The sequence below is a fragment of the Burkholderia sp. B21-005 genome, from assembly GCF_020843965.1.
Taxonomy (GTDB): Bacteria; Pseudomonadota; Gammaproteobacteria; order Burkholderiales; family Burkholderiaceae; genus Burkholderia; species Burkholderia ambifaria.
Genome location: NZ_CP086302.1, coordinates 2403074 through 2420472, shown reverse-complemented (window position 1 = coordinate 2420472; position 17399 = coordinate 2403074). Strand labels below are relative to the sequence as shown.

General features: G+C 66.2%; 15 protein-coding genes. 8 read left to right on the top strand and 7 right to left on the bottom strand.

Annotation, left to right across the window (positions count from 1 at the left end; genetic code table 11):
- Nucleotides 1–87: 87 nt before the first annotated feature.
- The 4 genes from LMA02_RS27410 to LMA02_RS27395 form a co-directional block, all read right to left on the bottom strand.
- Nucleotides 88–1341 (bottom strand): M20/M25/M40 family metallo-hydrolase, encoded by a 1254-nt coding sequence (locus LMA02_RS27410; RefSeq protein WP_228908287.1) that lies wholly within the window; start codon nt 1339–1341, stop codon nt 88–90.
- 77 nt (nt 1342–1418) lie between these two features.
- On the bottom strand, nt 1419–3137 hold the full coding sequence (locus tag LMA02_RS27405; RefSeq protein ID WP_228908286.1) for a M36 family metallopeptidase: 1719 nt from the start codon (nt 3135–3137) through the stop codon (nt 1419–1421).
- A 478-nt stretch (nt 3138–3615) separates the two neighbouring features.
- Nucleotides 3616–4560, bottom strand: coding sequence for a GlxA family transcriptional regulator (locus LMA02_RS27400; RefSeq protein WP_011659450.1), 945 nt, complete (start codon nt 4558–4560; stop codon nt 3616–3618).
- 136 nt (nt 4561–4696) lie between these two features.
- Entirely contained in the window at nt 4697–5659 is a 963-nt protein-coding gene (locus LMA02_RS27395) for a helix-turn-helix domain-containing protein (RefSeq protein ID WP_228908285.1), read from the bottom strand.
- A 241-nt stretch (nt 5660–5900) separates the two neighbouring features.
- On the opposite strand from LMA02_RS27395, the gene LMA02_RS27390 reads away from it, so the two are divergent.
- The 6 genes from LMA02_RS27390 to LMA02_RS27365 are packed head-to-tail and all read left to right on the top strand — an operon-like array spanning nt 5901 to nt 9879.
- Complete coding sequence (locus tag LMA02_RS27390; RefSeq protein ID WP_228908284.1) at nt 5901–7058, top strand: amine dehydrogenase large subunit; 1158 nt, start codon at nt 5901–5903, stop codon at nt 7056–7058.
- Nucleotides 7059–7065: 7 nt separating this feature from the next.
- Nucleotides 7066–7620, top strand: a complete 555-nt coding sequence (locus LMA02_RS27385; RefSeq protein ID WP_228908283.1) for a MauE/DoxX family redox-associated membrane protein — start codon at nt 7066–7068, stop codon at nt 7618–7620.
- Nucleotides 7617–8252 (top strand): methylamine dehydrogenase accessory protein MauD, encoded by a 636-nt coding sequence (gene mauD, locus LMA02_RS27380; RefSeq protein ID WP_165753618.1) that lies wholly within the window; start codon nt 7617–7619, stop codon nt 8250–8252. Before LMA02_RS27385 ends, mauD begins: the two co-directional genes overlap by 4 nt.
- Nucleotides 8253–8291: 39 nt before the next feature.
- Complete coding sequence (locus LMA02_RS27375; RefSeq protein ID WP_006749522.1) at nt 8292–8837, top strand: methylamine dehydrogenase light chain; 546 nt, start codon at nt 8292–8294, stop codon at nt 8835–8837.
- Nucleotides 8834–9334 (top strand): c-type cytochrome, encoded by a 501-nt coding sequence (locus LMA02_RS27370; RefSeq protein ID WP_228908282.1) that lies wholly within the window; start codon nt 8834–8836, stop codon nt 9332–9334. Before LMA02_RS27375 ends, LMA02_RS27370 begins: the two co-directional genes overlap by 4 nt.
- Nucleotides 9331–9879 carry a c-type cytochrome gene (locus LMA02_RS27365; RefSeq protein WP_416378676.1) on the top strand — a complete coding sequence of 183 codons (549 nt, stop codon included), beginning with the start codon at nt 9331–9333 and terminating at the stop codon, nt 9877–9879. Before LMA02_RS27370 ends, LMA02_RS27365 begins: the two co-directional genes overlap by 4 nt.
- A gap of 28 nt (nt 9880–9907) precedes the next feature.
- Here LMA02_RS27365 and LMA02_RS27360 read toward each other — a convergent pair whose 3' ends face one another.
- Both LMA02_RS27360 and LMA02_RS27355 read right to left on the bottom strand, forming a co-directional pair.
- Nucleotides 9908–11434, bottom strand: a complete 1527-nt coding sequence (locus LMA02_RS27360) for a CYTH and CHAD domain-containing protein (protein ID WP_228908280.1) — start codon at nt 11432–11434, stop codon at nt 9908–9910.
- A 220-nt stretch (nt 11435–11654) separates the two neighbouring features.
- Nucleotides 11655–13433, bottom strand: a complete 1779-nt coding sequence (locus LMA02_RS27355; RefSeq protein WP_228908279.1) for a SulP family inorganic anion transporter — start codon at nt 13431–13433, stop codon at nt 11655–11657.
- Between LMA02_RS27355 and LMA02_RS27350 the strand changes: the two genes are divergently transcribed.
- Complete coding sequence (locus tag LMA02_RS27350; RefSeq protein WP_228908278.1) at nt 13426–13614, top strand: hypothetical protein; 189 nt, start codon at nt 13426–13428, stop codon at nt 13612–13614. The genes LMA02_RS27355 and LMA02_RS27350 overlap by 8 nt on opposite strands.
- 155 nt (nt 13615–13769) lie before the next feature.
- Nucleotides 13770–14897: an aminotransferase class V-fold PLP-dependent enzyme gene (locus LMA02_RS27345; protein ID WP_228908277.1), complete on the top strand. Its 1128-nt coding sequence runs from the start codon at nt 13770–13772 to the stop codon at nt 14895–14897.
- Between the two features lie 112 nt (nt 14898–15009).
- Here the strand turns inward: LMA02_RS27345 and LMA02_RS27340 are convergent, their stop codons facing one another.
- A complete protein-coding gene (locus LMA02_RS27340; protein ID WP_228908276.1) occupies nt 15010–17310 on the bottom strand; it encodes an NADP-dependent malic enzyme in 2301 nt (766 codons plus the stop codon).
- Nucleotides 17311–17399: the final 89 nt, after the last annotated feature.

Here is a 17399-nt window from a genome sequence, read left to right as displayed (position 1 = left end):
ACGACGATTCTATCCGGAACCGGAACGCGTTCGAACGGGCGCGCATGCCGCGCGCGCCCGGGGTGGCCCGAGCCGGCCGGGGCGCGGTCAGGGTTTGACGGTCGCGCTGCCGTCGCCGCCGAGATCGACCGCATACGCGAGCGCCAGCTTGCCGAACTTCAGCGCGTGGTTCGCCTGCCGATCCGAATTCTCCAGCGTGTCGTTCACGGTATGGATGTAGGGACTGTCGTTCTGGTCGGCCTCGAACGGGAACGACGCCGGATAGCCCTGCGCATTCCACGACGCGTGATCCGAACACGCATACCCGCACTGCGACGTGCCGATCGCGAGTTCCGGCAGGTAGGTCTTCGCCAGGTTCGTCAGGTAGGTGTTCTGCGCGGCGTTCGTGTAGTCGGTGATCAGGTAGATGTCTTTCGGATCGCCCTTGTAGTTCGTCATGTCGAGCTGCAGTACGCCAACCACGTTCGCATTCTGCGCGCGGAACTGCTTCGCGATCGCCTTCGAGCCGAGCAGGCCAGCTTCCTCGGCCGCGTATCCGACGAACTTGATCGTCCGCTTCGGCCGGTAGTCGTTTGCGAGCAGCACGCGCAGCGCTTCGGTCAGGCTTGCGATGCCGGACGCATCGTCGTCCGCGCCGGGCGAGCGCGTGTTTTCCGTCGTGCGGCCGACCGTCGAATCGAGGTGGCCGCCCAGCACGACCGTGCCCGCGGTTGGATCGCTGCCGCGGATCGTCAGGATCACCGATTTTTGCGGGAAGCCCGTATGCGCGAATTGCTCGACGGCGATGTCGGCGCGCGAGCCGGCCAGTTGCTTCCACTGCAGCGCGAGCCAGTCGGCCGCGGCGACGCCGTGCGACGTCGTGTAATAGCGGTTCGTGAAGCCGGACAGCGACGTGATCGTGCCGACGATGTTGCTGGCCTGCAGTTGCTGGATCCAGGTCCCGATCCGCGGTGCGTTCGACACCGTGTAGGCGGGCAGGGCGGCCTGCTTCGCGACCGCCGCCGATACCGGCTGCAAGGCCTGGCGCGCGTCGTCGAACGAGTCGTGCACGATGTAGCCGGGCCCGTGGCCGCGTGCATGGTGTACCGCGTGGGCCAGCTCGCCGAGCCGGGAATCGTCGATCTCGACGAGATGCACGGTTTCGCGGCGCTCGGTGCCGTCGGCCGCACGGCCGGCGTCGAGCACCGTGCTGTATTGCGCGGTTGCGCTTGCATCGATGCGTTGAAGCTGCCGGAACGCGGTGTCGCCGAGCGTGATCCATACGGGCGCGGCCTGGGCGGCGGCGGTCAGCAGCATGCCGCCCAGCGCGGCGCTCAGGCGGGTCAATGTCAGAGTAGGCATGTTCGATCTCGTGAGGGTAGCGATGTCGAGGAAAAGGGTGCGCCGCAGGTCGTGCGACGCCCCCGCCTGCTGCGGAATTACGACTTCTGCGGCACGGTCACGCCGTATGTGCAGCTCTTGTTGTACGCATTGCCGATCGCCGTGAGCTGCGCGCTGCTGTAGCCGAGCGCGGCCGCGGCCGTCAGCACGGCCTGCGCGGCGGCCTTCTGGTTCGTCGAGCTGTTGGTCATCGACAGCCCCTTCAGGAACGCCTTGTCCATCGCCTGCGCGCCGACCGCGTCGCGCGCGACGAGGTTGCACGAAGCCCAGTACTGGCCGGCCGTGTGGATCTCCGCGCCGCGCGCCTGCGCGTAGGTGCGCCCGACGTTCCAGTTCGTCACGCGGCCGCTCCAGTATTCGTTGTGGCCGTCCCAGTTGTAGACCCAGTGATACTGCGCGTCCGACGGGCTCCACTGATTGAAGTCGCGGCTGTACGCGGCGGCGAGATAATCGCCGGTGCCTTCCGACAGGCCTTCCTGTTGCGACAGGCCGCCGTTGGTCACCCAGTCGTGGATGCCGTGGCCGAGCTCGTGGATCACGACGTCCGCATCTTCCGCGTCGTCGACGCCGCCCTGACCGAAGGTCAGCCGGCCGCTGCTCGACGAGTACGACGAGTTGTCGTCGCCCGATTCGCCGTGCGGGTCGTACTGCACGCCACCCGTGTACTGGTACGGCAGCGCCTTGATGCCGAGCGTCTGGTTCACGTAGCGCAGGAACGTGTCGATGTGGTAGTACACGTTCACCGCTTCGAAATACAGGTTGCCGCGCGTGAATTCGAACGCCGGCGTCGCCTGCGACGGGCACGCGTTGTCGCGCGGCGCATCGAAATCGATGCACGACGCATACGGTCCTGACAGCGTGTAGCGCGAGCCCGACAGCGCGAGATCCTTCAGCGTCACGCGCACGCGCGCGGCCGTGAGCTGCGTGGAATCGACGTCGTTGTTGTCCTTGTAGCCCGTGCTGCCGTAGCTGCTTTTCGTCGAAGACAGCGGATCCGGCCGGAACACGAAACCGGTGCCATCGGTCGCATAGAACGCCTTGTCCTCGGCGCGCAGCACTTCGCCGCTGCCCGCGTCGATCAGCAGTTCCCAGTCGCCCTTCGGGCCGTCCTGCGGACGGCCGCGCACCTTCCACGCGGTATGCGTGCCGGCCTTGTCGACGAACGCGACGAGTTGCGCGTCGAGGTTCGTGAAGCCGCTTACGCCGAGATACGCGCGGGCACGGTCGAGCGCCTGCTGCTGGTCGACCGCCTGCGCCTTGCGCGCGGTGGCGACCACGCCGTTGATCGTGTTGCTCGCGACGTACAGGATGCGGCCGTCCTTCGCGACGGTCACCGCGATCTCGCTGCCGTACACGGGCAGCCCGGCAGCCTGCTGCTGGAAGCGCACGACGGTGAAGTCGGCGTCGTTGCGTTCCGACGTCACCGCGAGGCTCGCCAGCGCGGCCGCGTCGAGCCCGAGCTGCGTCGCCTGCGACGCGACGAAATCGCGCGCGGCGGCGGCGGGCGTGGCGGCCGCCTTCTTCGCGTGGTACGCGGGGTTGTACAGCGTGACGGCGACGCCGTCGGCGCGGAACTGCCCGGCGGCCGTATCGGTCCTGGCCGCGGCCGGCGCCGACGCGACGCCGCGTGTCAGGCTTTCGCGCAGGCTCGACGCCTGCGGGTTCGCGACCTTGGAATCGGCCGCGCTGCCGCCGACGATGCCGAAACCGAGCGCGAGCCCCAGGGCGATCGGCAATGCTTTGCGTGATGTCTGCATACGTGATCCTCATCTCAACGGTTGGACACGCCCGCGCGCTTGTGGCGAGCAGGCACGACACGGCCCGCGCGCCGGCTCGATGGAACCGGTGCGGCGAAGCGGTGCTGGGAGCGTCGACTGACTAAGGAGGACTAAGCGTCAGGTCGAAACGAATCGGGAAGGGACGGCGGCGGGGAAGCGAACGGAAGGCAGGTGCGGCGACGGCGAAGCGAGCATCGTCATGTCATACCCCTCGGATCGGCATTGAGATCGGTTTGGCAGCCTGCGTGGCGCGACGTGCGCGGCCCCGGGCTCTCATCTCCTTAGGGCTGCCTATCTAATTGCGAGGTATGTTACAGAACATTTTCAGCGACATTGCAAATTATTTTCGAAGGTCGCTTCGGTCCGTCGATCATTCTCCGGCATTGTTCAGCGAATGGCGGCAAACGCAGCCGGCGCGCGCAATAGCGCGCCGGATTGTACGCAAAAGCGGCGCCGTTCAGCGCGTCGCGCGGCGGTCGCTGCGCGGGCTCACGCCGAAACGCGAGCGGTACGTGCGCGAGAAATGCGACGGCGATTCGAAGCCGCACGCGACGCACACCGACGTGATGCTCATGTCGGTCTGCTGCAGCAGCTCGCGCGCGCGGTCGAGGCGCAGGTTCAGGTAGAAGTGCGTCGGCGTGTCGTTCAGCGTCGCGCTGAACAGCCGTTCGAGCTGACGCCGCGTGACCGATATCTCCTGCGCGAGTGCGTCGGAGCCGAGCGGGTTCTCCATGTGCCGCTGCATCGTGCCGATCACCTGGATCAGCTTGCGGTTGTGCACGCCGTAGCGCGCGGCGATCTCGAGCCGCTGGCTGTCCGAACGCTGCCGGATGCGGCTGACGACGAACTGCTCGGAGATCGCCGCCGCGAGCTCGGCGCCGTGCCGCCGGCCGATCAGGTCGAGCATCATGTCGATCGACGCGGTGCCGCCCGCGCAGGTGATGCGCCGCTCGCCGATCTCGAACAGCTCCTGCGTCACGTTCAGGCCCGGGTAGCGTTCGCGGAACGCGGCAAGCGCTTCCCAGTGCAGCGTGAGCGTTTGCGATGCGTCGAACAGCCCGGCTTCCGCGAGCACGAAGCTACCGGTGTCGATGCCGCCGAGCGTCGCGCCATGGCGATTCTGGCGGCGCAGCCAGTCGGCGAGCGCGCGGTCGTAGCACACGAGCGGATCGAAGCCCGCGACCACGAACACCGTGTCGACCTGCGCGACGTCCGCGCACGCGGCTTCGGCCGCGACCGGAATGCCGTTGCTCGCGGCGACGGGCGCGCCGTCCGCGCTGATCACGTGCCAGCGGTACAACTCGGTGCGAAACCGGTTCGCGACGCGCAACGGTTCGACCGCGGACATGAAGCCGAGCGCGGAGAAGCCGGGCAGCAACAGGAAATGGAAATCCTCTGGCATCGGGGCGTGGGGTGGAATCGGGTGGGCGTCGCGTACCGCGCGGCACGGTGCGGCGAGCGGCCAGACAGGTGCACACCGCGCCCGGCTCGCGGGAGCCGAACGTTCAACACGGGATTATCGCGGGTTTTGCGGGCGGTCAGCGCGTTTTTGCGCCGCGCACCGTCCGGCGCGCCGTCGTCGAAGGCAGTTCGCCGAACTGGGCCTTGTAGGCATTCGCAAAGTGCCCGAGGTGGATGAACCCCCAGCGCGCGGCCGCTTCGCTGATCGGCAGGTCGGACTGCCGCGTGTCGAGCAGCAGGCGCCGCACCTGCGCGAGGCGCAGCGAGCGCGTGTAGTTCAGCGGGCCAGTTTGCACCACCGACTGGAAGCTGTTCTGCATCGTGCGCCGGCTCACGCGCAGTTGCGTGCACAGGCTCAGGATGTCGACGGGCGCCTCCGGATGCTCGATCACGTAGTCGTGCACGCGGCGCACGATGTCGGCGTGGCACGCATGCGTGAGACGGTTTGGCGGCTCGGGCATCCGGTACGTGAGGAGATCGACGAGCACGTTGCCGACTTCGCCGCGCAGTTCGGACTGCGCACGCGCCGCGTCGAACGTATCGGGTGCCGACAGCACGCGCTCGAGCAGCGTCGCGAGCTGGACGCTTGCGCGTTCGCGCGCGGTGACCGGCACGTCGACGACGCCGCGCCGCAGCGCGCGCTCGTCGAGCCGGACATCGGCGGCATCCTCGATCTGCTGCATCAGCGTCGCATCGACGACCACGCCGATCAGCGACATGTCGTCCGGCGAATGGAGTTCGAAAGGCGCGCCGCCGCGTGCCATCACGATCGTGCCGCGCTCCATGCGCGCATCGCCGAATGCGAAGGTGCCCGAGCCGGTGAGCGGCATCCCGAACACCGTATGGCCGGGCGGCAGGCGCCCGCGCTGGATGATGCGCACGTTCGCCGTTTCCTGGAACAGCTGCACGCCGTCGAGCACCGCGTGCTTGACTGCACTGCGATACGAGCCGGAGCCGATCTGGTCGTAACGCTGATCCCAGCCGCGCAGCGCCTCGGCATGCTGGTCTGCGTCGTCGAACCTCTGGTGAAACACGAGCACGGCGCCTCCGGTGGTCGTTCGGACCGCGCAAGATTAAACCGACCAAACGGTCGGCGCAATACGGACGAGCGCTATTCGGGCAGGGGTTTTTGAGGGGTCGGAAGGTGTCGACCCGCGGTGCCTTTCAGGTGGTTTTCCAATGTCCCGAATCGGCACGCACGCGTTGCCGGTCCGGGTGCTGAACCGATTTATTGTCGAACTACAGTCGCCCCACATAACGTGAATCCCAACTGGAGGCGACATGAGAGCAAGGCGACGCACCGCGGTTTGCGCGGCGACGCTGGCGTTCGCGGCGGCGTGGGCCGGCAGCGCGAACGCGACGGAAAAGCCCGAGGAACTCGTCGTGCAAAAGATGCCGCCGTGGCATCCGCACGAGGTGTACGTCGTCGACGTCGCGATGCCGACGATGACCGACGGGCGCATCTACGTGTACGACGCCGACGCGAAGAAGCTGCTCGGCCAGATCGACGGCGGCTTCGCGCCCGGCCTCGCGATCTCGCCCGACCACAAGACGAGCTTCATTGCGACGACCTATTTCTCGCGCGGCTCGCACGGCACGCGCACCGACGTCGTCGAGATGACCGACAACACGACGCTCGATCACACCGGCGAGATCGTGATTCCGGCGAAGCACGGGCAGCACGTGCCGTCGCCGTACAACACCGCGTTCAGCGCGGACGGCAAGCGGCTGTACGTCGCGAACATCACGCCGGCCGCGTCGGTGACGGTGATCGATGCCGTGTCGAAGAAGGTGCTGTCGGAGATCGACACCGCGGCGTGCGTGCTCGCGTATCCGTCGGGGAACGACCGCTTCACCGCGCTGTGCGAAAGCGGCAAGGCGCTGACCGTCACACTCGACGCAAACGGCAAGGAGGTGAAGCGCACGATGTCCGACGCGTTCATCGACGTCGACAACGATCCGGCCTTCATCAACGCGTCGCGCTACAACGGCGGCTATCTGTTCACGACGTATCACGGCAACGTGCGCGGCGCCGATTTCAGCGGCGACAAGCCGGCGTTCGGCAAGCCGTGGTCGTTGCTGACCGACGCCGAACGCGCCGAAGGCTGGCGCCCCGGCGGCATGCAGCAGACGGCCGTGCAGGTGAAGCAGCACCGCTACTACGTGCTGATGCACAAGGGCGGCGACGGCACGCACAAGGATCCCGGCACGCAGGTGTGGGTCTACGACCTGAAGACGAAACAGCGCGTCGCGCGCTGGGATCTCGCGCAGGAGAAGGTCGATCCGCTCGTGTCGATCCAGGTCAGCGAGGACGACAAGCCGCTGTTCTACGGGCTGACGGGCACCTCCGACCTCGTCGTGATGGACGCGCGCACCGGCAAGCGGCAGCACGTCGAGAAGCAGATCGGCAGTACGTCGACGCTGCTCGTGAACCCGTGAGGCCGCGATGACGCTCGATCCCGTACTCGCCACCAGCGCGCAAGCCGGCGCGGCCGTCGTCGTGCTGCTCGGCGCCTTCGCGAAGATGCGCCGGCCGGCGGCGTTCCGGCAAGCGCTCGCCGGCTATCGCCTGCTGCCCGATGCGCTCACTGCGCCCGCCGCGTTCGCGATTCCGCTCGCGGAAGCCGCCTGTGCCGCGGCGCTGCTGTTTCCCGATACGCGCATGACCGGCGCGCTCGGCCTGATCGCGTTGCTGCTCGTCTTCGCGGTCGGCATGGCGATCAACATCCTGCGCGGCCACACCGACATCGACTGCGGGTGTTCCGGCTTTGCCGCCGCGCGCGCGGATGCGCCGCGCGGCATCGGCTGGCTGCATGTCGCGCGCGTGCTGCTGCTCGTCGCGCTGGCCGCGACCGCGCTCGTCGAGCCGGGCGGCCGCGCGATCGTGTGGTTCGACTACCTGACGCTGTTCTCTTCCGTGCTGCTGATCGTCTGCGCGCTGCTCACCGTCGACGTGCTGCTCGCCAACATCCCGCGCCTTTCACATCTGAGGAATTCATGATGCAAACCGCTCTCACCGTTTCCACCGCGTTGCTGTGGATCGCCGTCCTCGCGCTCGGCGCGATCTGCCTCGCGCTCGTGCGCCAGATCGGCATCCTGTACGAACGCATCATGCCGGCCGGCGCGTTGATGATCGACAAGGGCCCGGCGGTCGGCGCGATCGCGCCGACGTTCGAGCTGACCGACATTCGCGGGTCGCGGATCAAGGTCGGCGGCATCGACGCGGCGGGCAAGGCGACGCTGCTGTTCTTCCTGTCGCCGACGTGCCCGGTCTGCAAGAAGCTGCTGCCGCTGTTGCCGTCGCTGCAGGCGAGCGAATCGACGCCGGTGAACATCGTGCTCGCGAGCGACGGCGAACTCGACGAACACACGCGCTTCGCGCAGAAGCACGACCTCGCGCGCTTCCCTTACGTGCTGTCGCAGGAGCTCGGCCTCGCGTATCAGATCGGCAAGCTGCCGTACGCGGTGCTGCTCGACGACACCGGCACCGTGCGTGCGAAGGGGCTCGTCAACACGCGCGAGCATCTCGAGAGCCTGTTCGAAGCGAAGGAGCGGGGCGTCGCATCGCTGCAGCAGTTCGTTCATGGCGATCACGACCACGGCGGTCACGAAGAGCACGCGCAGCACGCGTGATCGGCCGACCCTCTTTCAACGTCAACGGAGAACAACCACATGGGCCTGTTTGATTCATGGTTCGAACGGTCGGCGCGCGGCGTCGCGCAGCACAGTTCGCGGCGCAGCGCGATGGCGAGGCTCGGCAAGGTGCTGGTGGGCTCGGCGATGCTGCCGCTGCTGCCGGTCGATCGCACCGCGTATGCGGCCGACGCGGCGTCGGGCGCGTCGGCGGCGTCCGGTGCCGCTGCGTCGGGCGCGAGCGACGATCCGATGAGCTGCGATTACTGGAAGTACTGCGCGATCGACGGCTGGCTGTGCAGCTGCTGCGGCGGCACGTCGAGCAGCTGCCCGCCGGGCACGACGCCGTCGCCGATCACGTGGATCGGCACGTGCCGCAATCCGCACGACGGTTCGGACTACATCGTGTCGTACAACGACTGTTGCGGCAAGACGTCGTGCGGCAAGTGCTTCTGCAACCGCAACGAGCGCGAGAAGCCGCTGTACAAGCTGTCGCTGAACAACGACATCAACTGGTGCATGGCGAACGGCAATTCGAATTACCACTGTTCGGTTTCGGTCCTGCTGGGGGCGGCAAAGCAATGAAAGTAATGCAAGCTGGAAAGATCGTTGTCGCGTGCGTGGCGGCTGTTGCGGGTGTTGCGTTGCCGGGTTTTGCCGGTGCGCAGCAGGCCGTCCATTACCCGGCGGGCAAGAGCCTGTTCGACGCGCAGTGCGCGGTGTGCCACCAGGCGGGCGGCAAGGGACAGGACGGCCTCGCGCCGCCGCTGACCGAGTATCCGGGCAAGTACGCGACGGCCGACGCGGGCCGCGCGCAACTCGTCGCGACGCTGTTGCACGGGATGTTCGGCGAGATCAACGTGCACGACAAGCGTTACAACTTCAAGATGCCGTCGTTCGCGAGCGCGAGCGATGACGACATCGCGAACGTGCTCAACTACGTCGTGTTCGATCTCAACGGCCAGCACGGCGACGCGAAGCCGTTCACGGCGGCCGACATTCGCGCGGCGCGCGCGAAGGAGATGGACGGCACGGCCGTTCACGCGCAACGTGCCGTCGTGACGAAGGGGCTGGGGCTGTGAATGCCGGGTGCATTCGGCGGCGTGGCGGGCTCGTGCGTGGCGGCCGGCGTGCGGCGGCGTGGCGGATCTGGGTGTTCATTGCACGCCGTCTGTTTTCGTTGCTGACGGTGGTCGCGGCCACTGCGTGTGCGATTGCCGTACCCGCCCATGCCGACGGCGCGGCCGATGCGACGCTCGCGCGACAGCACTGGGTGCTCAACTGCATGGGCTGCCACACGGCGGCGGGCGGCGGCATTCCGGGCAAGGTGCCGCCGCTTGCGAACTCGCTCGGTTATTTCACGCATCTGCCGGCGGGGCGCGAGTACGTGATGCGCGTGCCGGGTGCGTCGAATTCGGCGCTGTCGGACCAGGATCTCGCCGACGTGCTCAACTGGGTGCTCACGACGATGAACCGCGAGGCGCTGCCGCGCGATTTCAAGCCTTATACGGCAGCCGAAGTCGCTGCGCATCGACGGCCGGCGTTTTCCGACGTCGCGACGGTGCGTGCCGGGTTGGTTCGCGCGCTGCAGGAGCGCGGGATCGAGGGGGTGTCTGACCGGTACTGATTGTGCGTGGCGATAGCGTTGTGCCGATTCAGTGCGGTGGCGGCAGACGTTTGAAGCGGCTCCACAGCTTCTTCAATGTCTGATGATCGGCTGCGGCGCGCGCGGCCAGAAAGCCTCGCGCGAAGCCCGCGCCCGGCGCGGCGTCAGGCGACGTATCGGGCAGCGCCTTCAGAAGCTTGTCCGCGACAACGGCATCGTTACGCCAGCCCAGATCGTCCTGAAGCGCGGTCAGCGCGTCGACATACGATCGGACGGCCCGCTTGCGGCACAGCGACGCGAAGAATTCGGTCGCGTATCGCACCTTCTTCGCCGCGATGCGGGCACGGTGGCGACGATGATCATCCAGATCGGCCAGCCGCTTGCCACGCTTGATCAGTTTTCTGTGCCGACGACGCAGAACATCACCGGCGAATGGCTTCGCCGGCTGCATGAGCGCATCGCGCCGTTCGTCGGACATTCCCTGTCGCCAGCCCTTTCGGCTCAACCATGACGCGAGCTGCAACGCGAGCCGTGTGTAGCGGACCGACCCGACTGCCGCGGCCGCGCGCTGCCGGTTCTCGACGGCAATGTGCTCGCACGCTTCGCGCACCGGATGGATCTCATCCGGAATGCCGTTCGTACCGGCATGGTCGAGCGTCGTTCCCGCAAGTACCTCCCAGTCACGCGCGGCGCCGAGCTCGGCGGCGATCCAGCGCAGCTCGTCGTCGAGGCCGGGGTACGCGGGAATCGCTTTCGCAAACAGGTCGAGCGCCGAACGCAGACGACGCAGCCCCACACGCATCTGATGGACGCTCGACGGATCGTGGCCGGACTCGACGCCACGCTCATTGGCGTGGACCTGATCCAGACAGTTGCGCGCGATTCGGCAGAAGGCGTCTTCGATCGAATCGCGTTTCTTCAGTTGTACCGGTTGCGCCTTCACGGCAGGGCGGTGCTCGGCAACCAGCAGTCCGTAGCCGAGATCGGCCTTGCTCTCGTGATCGATGCGCAACGGCACGATTTCCAGCAATTCCAGTGCGACGCCGTAAAGGCTTTCAGGCCGGCCCCGTTTCAGCTCCAGTTCGACAGCGGCGATCGGGACCGAATTCGACTCCGTCTCCACGGTTCCCTTGTCGAGCGCAACCTCGACTTCATCGCCGGACGGCAAGCGCAGCGGTATAACCGAACGCTTGATTCGCGTGACGAATACGGGCAGGAGCTGGGCCGCCGTAGCCTCGTCGCGAGCCAGCGTGCCGCAGTCGCTGTCAGCGGGCGCTTGATCTCGCAGCCGCGTCAGATCGGGGAGGTCGCCGTCGACGGGCGTCTCGAACTCATCCCGTTCGAACAGACCAGCCTGTACCGATCCTTCCAGCTTCAACGTCTGGATTCGCTCGTTGCCGACCGCGCGTACCCGAAGAGAAGCCCCGCACCCGTGAAATGCAAGCGCGGATGTATCGAAGTACGTGCTCTTCAGCAGCTGAGGCGCCTGGGCGCCGTTGGACCGCGCGAGCAATGGCGCGCGGCGCAGCTTGTCGAGATCCTTGACGGAAACCCGTAGCTTCAACTCCCGTTCCATATCGCCTCCGATGTGGCACCTGACTATCAGACTACACCGCAGCGGCGGGACTTCCGACGCTTCCCGTCGTGCGCATTCGCGTCGAGACGCTCGCGCGCAGCGGACGGGACTTCACACGCTGAATCGTCCCTTTTGCGTTTTAAGCGCTTGCTGTCACTGGCGGAGGCCCAGATACGGCTCTCCGGCCATCACGCAATGCATTGATCTGAGCGATCCGTTTTCAGCCCGATGCTTCGTCTTCCCAGTCGTGCCACACGACCTGATGCGTTTTCAGATAGCCGCTTACCGCCTCACCAATCGTCGGAAAGAAGTTGCTTTCGCCGAACATGCCAAACAAGCCGTAATGCTTGAGGCTGTCTTTGACGGGGCCTTTCAGCTCCGCGAAGACCAGCTTCACCTGCCGCGCCGCCAGCTCGCCATGCAGCCGTTCGAGTACATCGGCGGCGGTCAGGTCGATATCGGTCACGGGCTCCGCCGCGATGACGATCCAGCGCGCGGGCCGCGGCGATTCGTCGACGGCGCGCAGCACGCGCTCACGAAAGATCTCTCCGTTGGCGAAAAAGAGCGGCGCATCCCAGCGCAGCAGCACGAGCCCGGGCACGCGCCGCGCTTCCGGATGGCGTGACACGTCGTGATAGCCTTTCATCCCGTCGACCCGCCCGAGCACGGCGTCGTAAGGCCGCCACGCACGCCATAGAAACGACAGCACGGTGAGCAGCAGCGCCAGTGCAATGCCGTTCACGACACCCAGGGCCGTAACGCCGACGAAGCACACCACCGCCAGCACGAACTCGCTCTTGCGCAGGCGATAAAGCCGCATGACGCCCCGCACCTCGATCATGTTCACGCATGCGGCAATCACGACGGCAGCCAGCGCGGATTGCGGCGTGTGCGACAGCGCACGTGGCGCGAACAGCAGCAGCGCAGCGACGACGGCGGCCGCCACCACGCCCGTCGCCTGCGTCTTCGCGCCCGCCGCCTCCGCGACCGGGGTGCGCGAGCCGCTCGCGCTCACCGCGAACCCTTGCACCAAGCCGGCGGCGATGTTCGACAGCCCGAGCGCGACGCATTCGTGATTCCGGTCCACGCTGGTGTTGTTGCGCAATTCGTAGGTACGTGACAGCACGCTGATATCCGTGAACGAAACGAGCGCGATCGCCGCTGCGCCACCCGCGAGATGCAGCCAGTCGTCGAGCGTCACGTGCGGGATGCGCGGTACGGGCAGGCCTTGCGGGACTGCGCCGACGGTCGCGACGCCCGCACGCCGGGACAGATCGAACCACATCACCACCACCGTCGCGCCTGCCACGGCGAGCAGCACGCCGGGCACTTTGGGCGAGAGCCGTTTGAAGACGAGGATCAGCACGAGCGCGGCGACGCCGAGCGCGAACGATGTCGCGTTCACCCTCGATGCCGCGATGCCTTCGATCACGTCGCGCACCTTCTCGACGAACGATTCGCCATGGCCTTGGTATCCCAGCAGCTTGGGCAGCTGTCCGATGCTGATCGTCAGCATGATGCCGTTCAGGAAACCGTGCCGGATGGGCAGCGACAGAAGCTCGGTGACGAATCCGAGCCTGAGCGCCCCGACCGCGATGCAGATCGCGCCCGTGAGTATCGCAAGCGCCCCGGCAAGGGCCAGCGCGCGCGTGGAATCGCCGTGAGCAAGCGGCACGATGCTTGCGGCGATCAATGCGACCAGCGCGGAGTCGGGGCCGAGAACGAGGATGCGGCTCGGGCCGAAGAGCGCATACGCAAGCATCGCGGCAAACGATGCATAGAGGCCGCTGACGGCGGGCAGGCCCGCTGCGTTCGCGTACGCCATGCCGGCAGGCACGAGAACGGCGCTGAGCGTGATGCCGGCAAGCAGATCGTGCGGCAGCCACGGCCATTGATAGCCGCGCACCGCGGCGAGGCCGGTGATCCACCGAAGCGGGCCGGCAGCGGGCTTGCTCGGCGATTGGACCGTAGGTGGGCGGGCACGGCTTTTCATGTTCATCGCGGCGTGTCAGGAAACCCGGGCGGAATCGTTCGCCACCTCCGCCTGTGCCATTGAAGATTACGTTCCCGTGTCATCGGAGAGCAAGCCCGGTTTCACGATGTTGCGTTTCGATGCGTGGGCTTTACGTGAGCGCCAATCGCCGGACGAGCCGGCGGTCAATCCCGTGCCGTTCTCATGACGCACCACAACACACCAAAATCCCAAGCATCAGACGGCTTTCGTTAGAATCGGTCGTCGTCGAATCAAAAACGCGGATTTGCACAGGCGTGGAGGCATCGCGTCACCAATACCGCTCGCTCTTACCCCATGGCTCATCCTTTACCGGAGGCGAACGTGCCAGGATTACTTCCCGATGTCGACCGCGACGGACTCCTCGAATATTCGGTGGTGTACACCGACCGGTCGATCAATCACATGTCGCAGCGCTTCCAGGGCGTCATGCGCGATATTTCCGCCGCACTGAAGAAAGTCTACAACGCGAAGGCGGCCGTCATCGTCCCCGGCAGCGGGACGTTCGGCATGGAAGCCGTGGCACGGCAGTTCGCGACGAACAAGAAGTGCGTGGTCATCCGCAACGGCTGGTTCAGTTACCGCTGGTCGCAGATTTTCGACATGGGCAGCATTCCGTCCGAAGAGATCGTGTTGAAAGCGCGCCCGGTCGAAGCGGGAAGGCAAGCCGCCTTTGCACCGGCTCCGATCGACGAAGTCGTCGCCACGATTCGCGAGCACAAGCCGGATCTGGTCTTCGCTGCGCACGTCGAAACCGCATCCGGGATGATGTTGCCCGATGCCTATCTGCGCGCGGTGGCCGACGCCGTGCATGCGGTCGGCGGCATGTTCGTGCTGGATTGCATTGCGTCCGGCACGATCTGGGTCGACATGGAGAAGAGCGGCGTCGATGTGCTGATCAGCGCGCCGCAAAAGGGCTGGAGCGCGTCGCCGGGTTGCGCGCTGGTCATGCTCGGCCCGCTCGCCCGCGAGCGCATCGATGCGACGACCAGCACCAGTTTTGCGTGCGATTTGCGCAAGTGGCTGCAGATCATGGAAGCCTACGAGAACGGCGGCTTCGCGTACCACGCGACGATGCCCACGGACAGCCTCGCGACGCTGCGCGACGTCATCAAGGAAACCGAAGCGTACGGCTTCGACAAGGTGAGGGCGGAGCAGCTCGAACTCGGCACGCGGATTCGTGCGCTGCTGGCCGAGAAGGGGTTCAGGAGCGTTGCCGCCGAAGGCTTCGAGGCGCCGGGCGTCGTGGTCAGTTACACGGACGATGACGACATCCGCTCCGGCAAGAAATTCGCCGATGTCGGCATGCAGATCGCGGCCGGCGTGCCGCTTCAGTGCGACGAGCCGGCGGATTTCAAGACCTTCCGTATCGGCTTGTTCGGTCTCGACAAACTGCATGATGTCGATGCCGCGGTTGCGAGGTTTGCAAGTGCGCTGGAGCGGGTTGTGTAGGGCGCTGGTTCAATCGCATTGGCTTGCCGGTCGTATCCGGTGACGATTCCCGCCCGCCGCCCGACGGGGTCGGCCGCAGCCGACCCGCGTCAAGCGATTGCATCAACAGCAATCACGCAGCCACGTTCCGATTCGCCTCGATCACCGTCAACGCCGTCATGTTCACGATCCGCCGCACCGTCGCACTCGACGTGAGAATGTTCACCGGTGCATTGACCCCGAGCAGGAACGGTCCCACGGCAACGTTGCTGCCGGCTTCGGTCTTGAGCAGGTTATAGGCGATATTCCCCGCATCGACGTTCGGACACACGAGCAGGTTCGCCGCGCCCTTCAGCGGCGACATCGGCAGCAGCCGTGCCCGCAGCCCTTCATCGAGCGCGCAGTCGCCATGCATCTCGCCATCGGCCTCGATATCCGGCGCCTGCGCGCGAATGATCTCCAGCGCCTGCCGCATCTTCACGCCCGAAGCCGCGCTCCCCGAGCCGAAGTTCGACCGCGACAGCAGCGCGGCCTTCGGCGTCAGATTCAGCCACTCCATCTGCCGCGCCGCGGCGATCGTGAATTCCGCGATCTGCTCCGCATCGGGGTTGTCGTTGACGTGCGTATCCACCAGCGCGACCGTCCGCTGATTGAGCAGCAGGATATTCATCGCCGCGTAGGTCGATGCATCGGGCTTCCTGCCGATCACTTCGTCCACGAACCGCAGGTGATTGTGATATTCACCGACCGTCCCGCAGATCATCCCGTCCGCATCGCCGAGCCGCACCATCATCGCGCCGATCAGCGTCAGCCGACGCCGCATTTCGACCCGCGCCATTTCCTTCGAAATGCCGTCGCGGCAGCGCAGTTCCCAGTACGTCGTCCAGTATTGCGGGAAGCGCTCGTCATATTCCGGATTGGTCACCTCGACATCCTGACCGAGTCGCAGGCGCAGGCCGAACCGCTCGATACGCGCCAGCAGCACCTCCGGACGGCCGACCAGGATCGGACGCGCGAGCTTCTCGTCGACGATGACCTGCACCGCGCGCAGCACGCGCTCGTCCTCGCCTTCGGTGAACACGATGCGTGCCTTGCCGCCGTCACGCACGAGCTGGCGCGCGGTCGCGAACAGCGGCTTCATGAACGCGCCCGAGTGGTAGACGAACTGCTGCAGCTGCTCGACATACGCGTCGAGATCCTCGAGCGGACGCGTCGCCACGCCGCCTTCGATCGCCGCCTTGGCCACGGCCGGTGCGATACGGACGATCAGGCGCGGATCGAATGGCTTCGGAATCAGGTATTGCGGACCGAACGACACTTCGTCGCCACCATAGGCCGCTGCGACGACGTCGTTCTGCTCTTCCTCCGCGAGGCCGGCAATTGCGTGAACCGCGGCAATTTCCATTTCGCGGGTGATCGTCGTTGCGCCCACATCCAGTGCGCCGCGGAAAATGTACGGGAAGCACAGGACGTTGTTGACCTGGTTCGGGAAATCCGAGCGGCCCGTCGCGATCACGACATCGTCGCGCGTGGCGTGCGCCAGTTCCGGGAAGATTTCCGGCGTCGGATTGGCCAGCGCGAGAATCAGCGGACGCGCGGCCATCGCCTTCAGCATGTCCGCGCTCAGGATGCCGCCGACCGACAGCCCGAGGAACACATCGGCGCCGCCGATCACGTCGGCCAGCGTGCGCGCGTCGGTTGGCTGCGCGAAGCGTTCCTTGGCCGGATCCATCAGCGTGGTACGGCCGCGATAGACGACGCCTTCGATATCCGTCGCCCAGATGTTCGCGACCGGCAGCCCGAGGTCGACCAGCAGGTCCAGACAGGCCAGCGCCGCGGCGCCGGCGCCCGACGTCACGACCTTCACCTCCGAAATCGACTTTCCGACCACCTTCAGCCCGTTGATGAACGCGGCGGCGACGGTGATGGCGGTGCCATGCTGGTCGTCGTGGAAGACGGGAATCTTCATGCGCTCGCGCAGCTTGCGCTCGACCGTGAAGCACTCCGGCGCCTTGATGTCCTCGAGGTTGATCCCGCCGAACGTGGGTTCCAGGCCCGCGATGATGTCGACGAGCTTGTCCGGATCGGTCTCGTTGATCTCGATGTCGAACACGTCGATGCCCGCGAACTTCTTGAACAGCACGGCCTTGCCTTCCATGACCGGCTTCGACGCGAGCGCGCCGATGTTGCCCAGACCCAGCACGGCGGTGCCGTTGGTGATCACGCCCACCAGATTCCCGCGGCTCGTGAAGCGGCGCGCCTGCAGCGGATCGGCGGCGATCGCCTCGCACACGCTGGCGACGCCGGGCGTGTAGGCGAGCGCGAGATCGCGCTGCGTCACGAGCGGCTTGCTGGCGACGACCGAGATCTTCCCCGGGGTCGGAAACTCGTGATAGTCGTACGCGGCCTGCTGCTGGGTCTCTGTCTGTTTCATGTTTTTTGGGTCCGGGCGTGCGCGCCAGGCCAGTCCCGACGCGATCCATGGAGGATTCTAGGGATCAGCCATAAGGAGATGATTCTGTT

Excerpts from the sequence above, each read along its gene's own strand:
- LMA02_RS27405 (WP_228908286.1), bottom strand. The coding sequence starts at position 3,137 with ATGCAGACATCACGCAAAGCATTGCCGATCGCCCTGGGGCTCGCGCTC.
- LMA02_RS27375 (WP_006749522.1), top strand. The coding sequence starts at position 8,292 with ATGGGCCTGTTTGATTCATGGTTCGAACGGTCGGCGCGCGGCGTCGCG.
- LMA02_RS27340 (WP_228908276.1), bottom strand. The coding sequence starts at position 17,310 with ATGAAACAGACAGAGACCCAGCAGCAGGCCGCGTACGACTATCACGAG.
- mauD (WP_165753618.1), top strand. The coding sequence starts at position 7,617 with ATGATGCAAACCGCTCTCACCGTTTCCACCGCGTTGCTGTGGATCGCC.
- LMA02_RS27360 (WP_228908280.1), bottom strand. The coding sequence starts at position 11,434 with ATGGAACGGGAGTTGAAGCTACGGGTTTCCGTCAAGGATCTCGACAAG.
- LMA02_RS27400 (WP_011659450.1), bottom strand. The coding sequence starts at position 4,560 with ATGCCAGAGGATTTCCATTTCCTGTTGCTGCCCGGCTTCTCCGCGCTC.
- LMA02_RS27350 (WP_228908278.1), top strand. The coding sequence starts at position 13,426 with ATGTTCATCGCGGCGTGTCAGGAAACCCGGGCGGAATCGTTCGCCACC.
- LMA02_RS27390 (WP_228908284.1), top strand. The coding sequence starts at position 5,901 with ATGAGAGCAAGGCGACGCACCGCGGTTTGCGCGGCGACGCTGGCGTTC.
- LMA02_RS27355 (WP_228908279.1), bottom strand. The coding sequence starts at position 13,433 with ATGAACATGAAAAGCCGTGCCCGCCCACCTACGGTCCAATCGCCGAGC.
- LMA02_RS27370 (WP_228908282.1), top strand. The coding sequence starts at position 8,834 with ATGAAAGTAATGCAAGCTGGAAAGATCGTTGTCGCGTGCGTGGCGGCT.
- LMA02_RS27410 (WP_228908287.1), bottom strand. The coding sequence starts at position 1,341 with ATGCCTACTCTGACATTGACCCGCCTGAGCGCCGCGCTGGGCGGCATG.
- LMA02_RS27385 (WP_228908283.1), top strand. The coding sequence starts at position 7,066 with ATGACGCTCGATCCCGTACTCGCCACCAGCGCGCAAGCCGGCGCGGCC.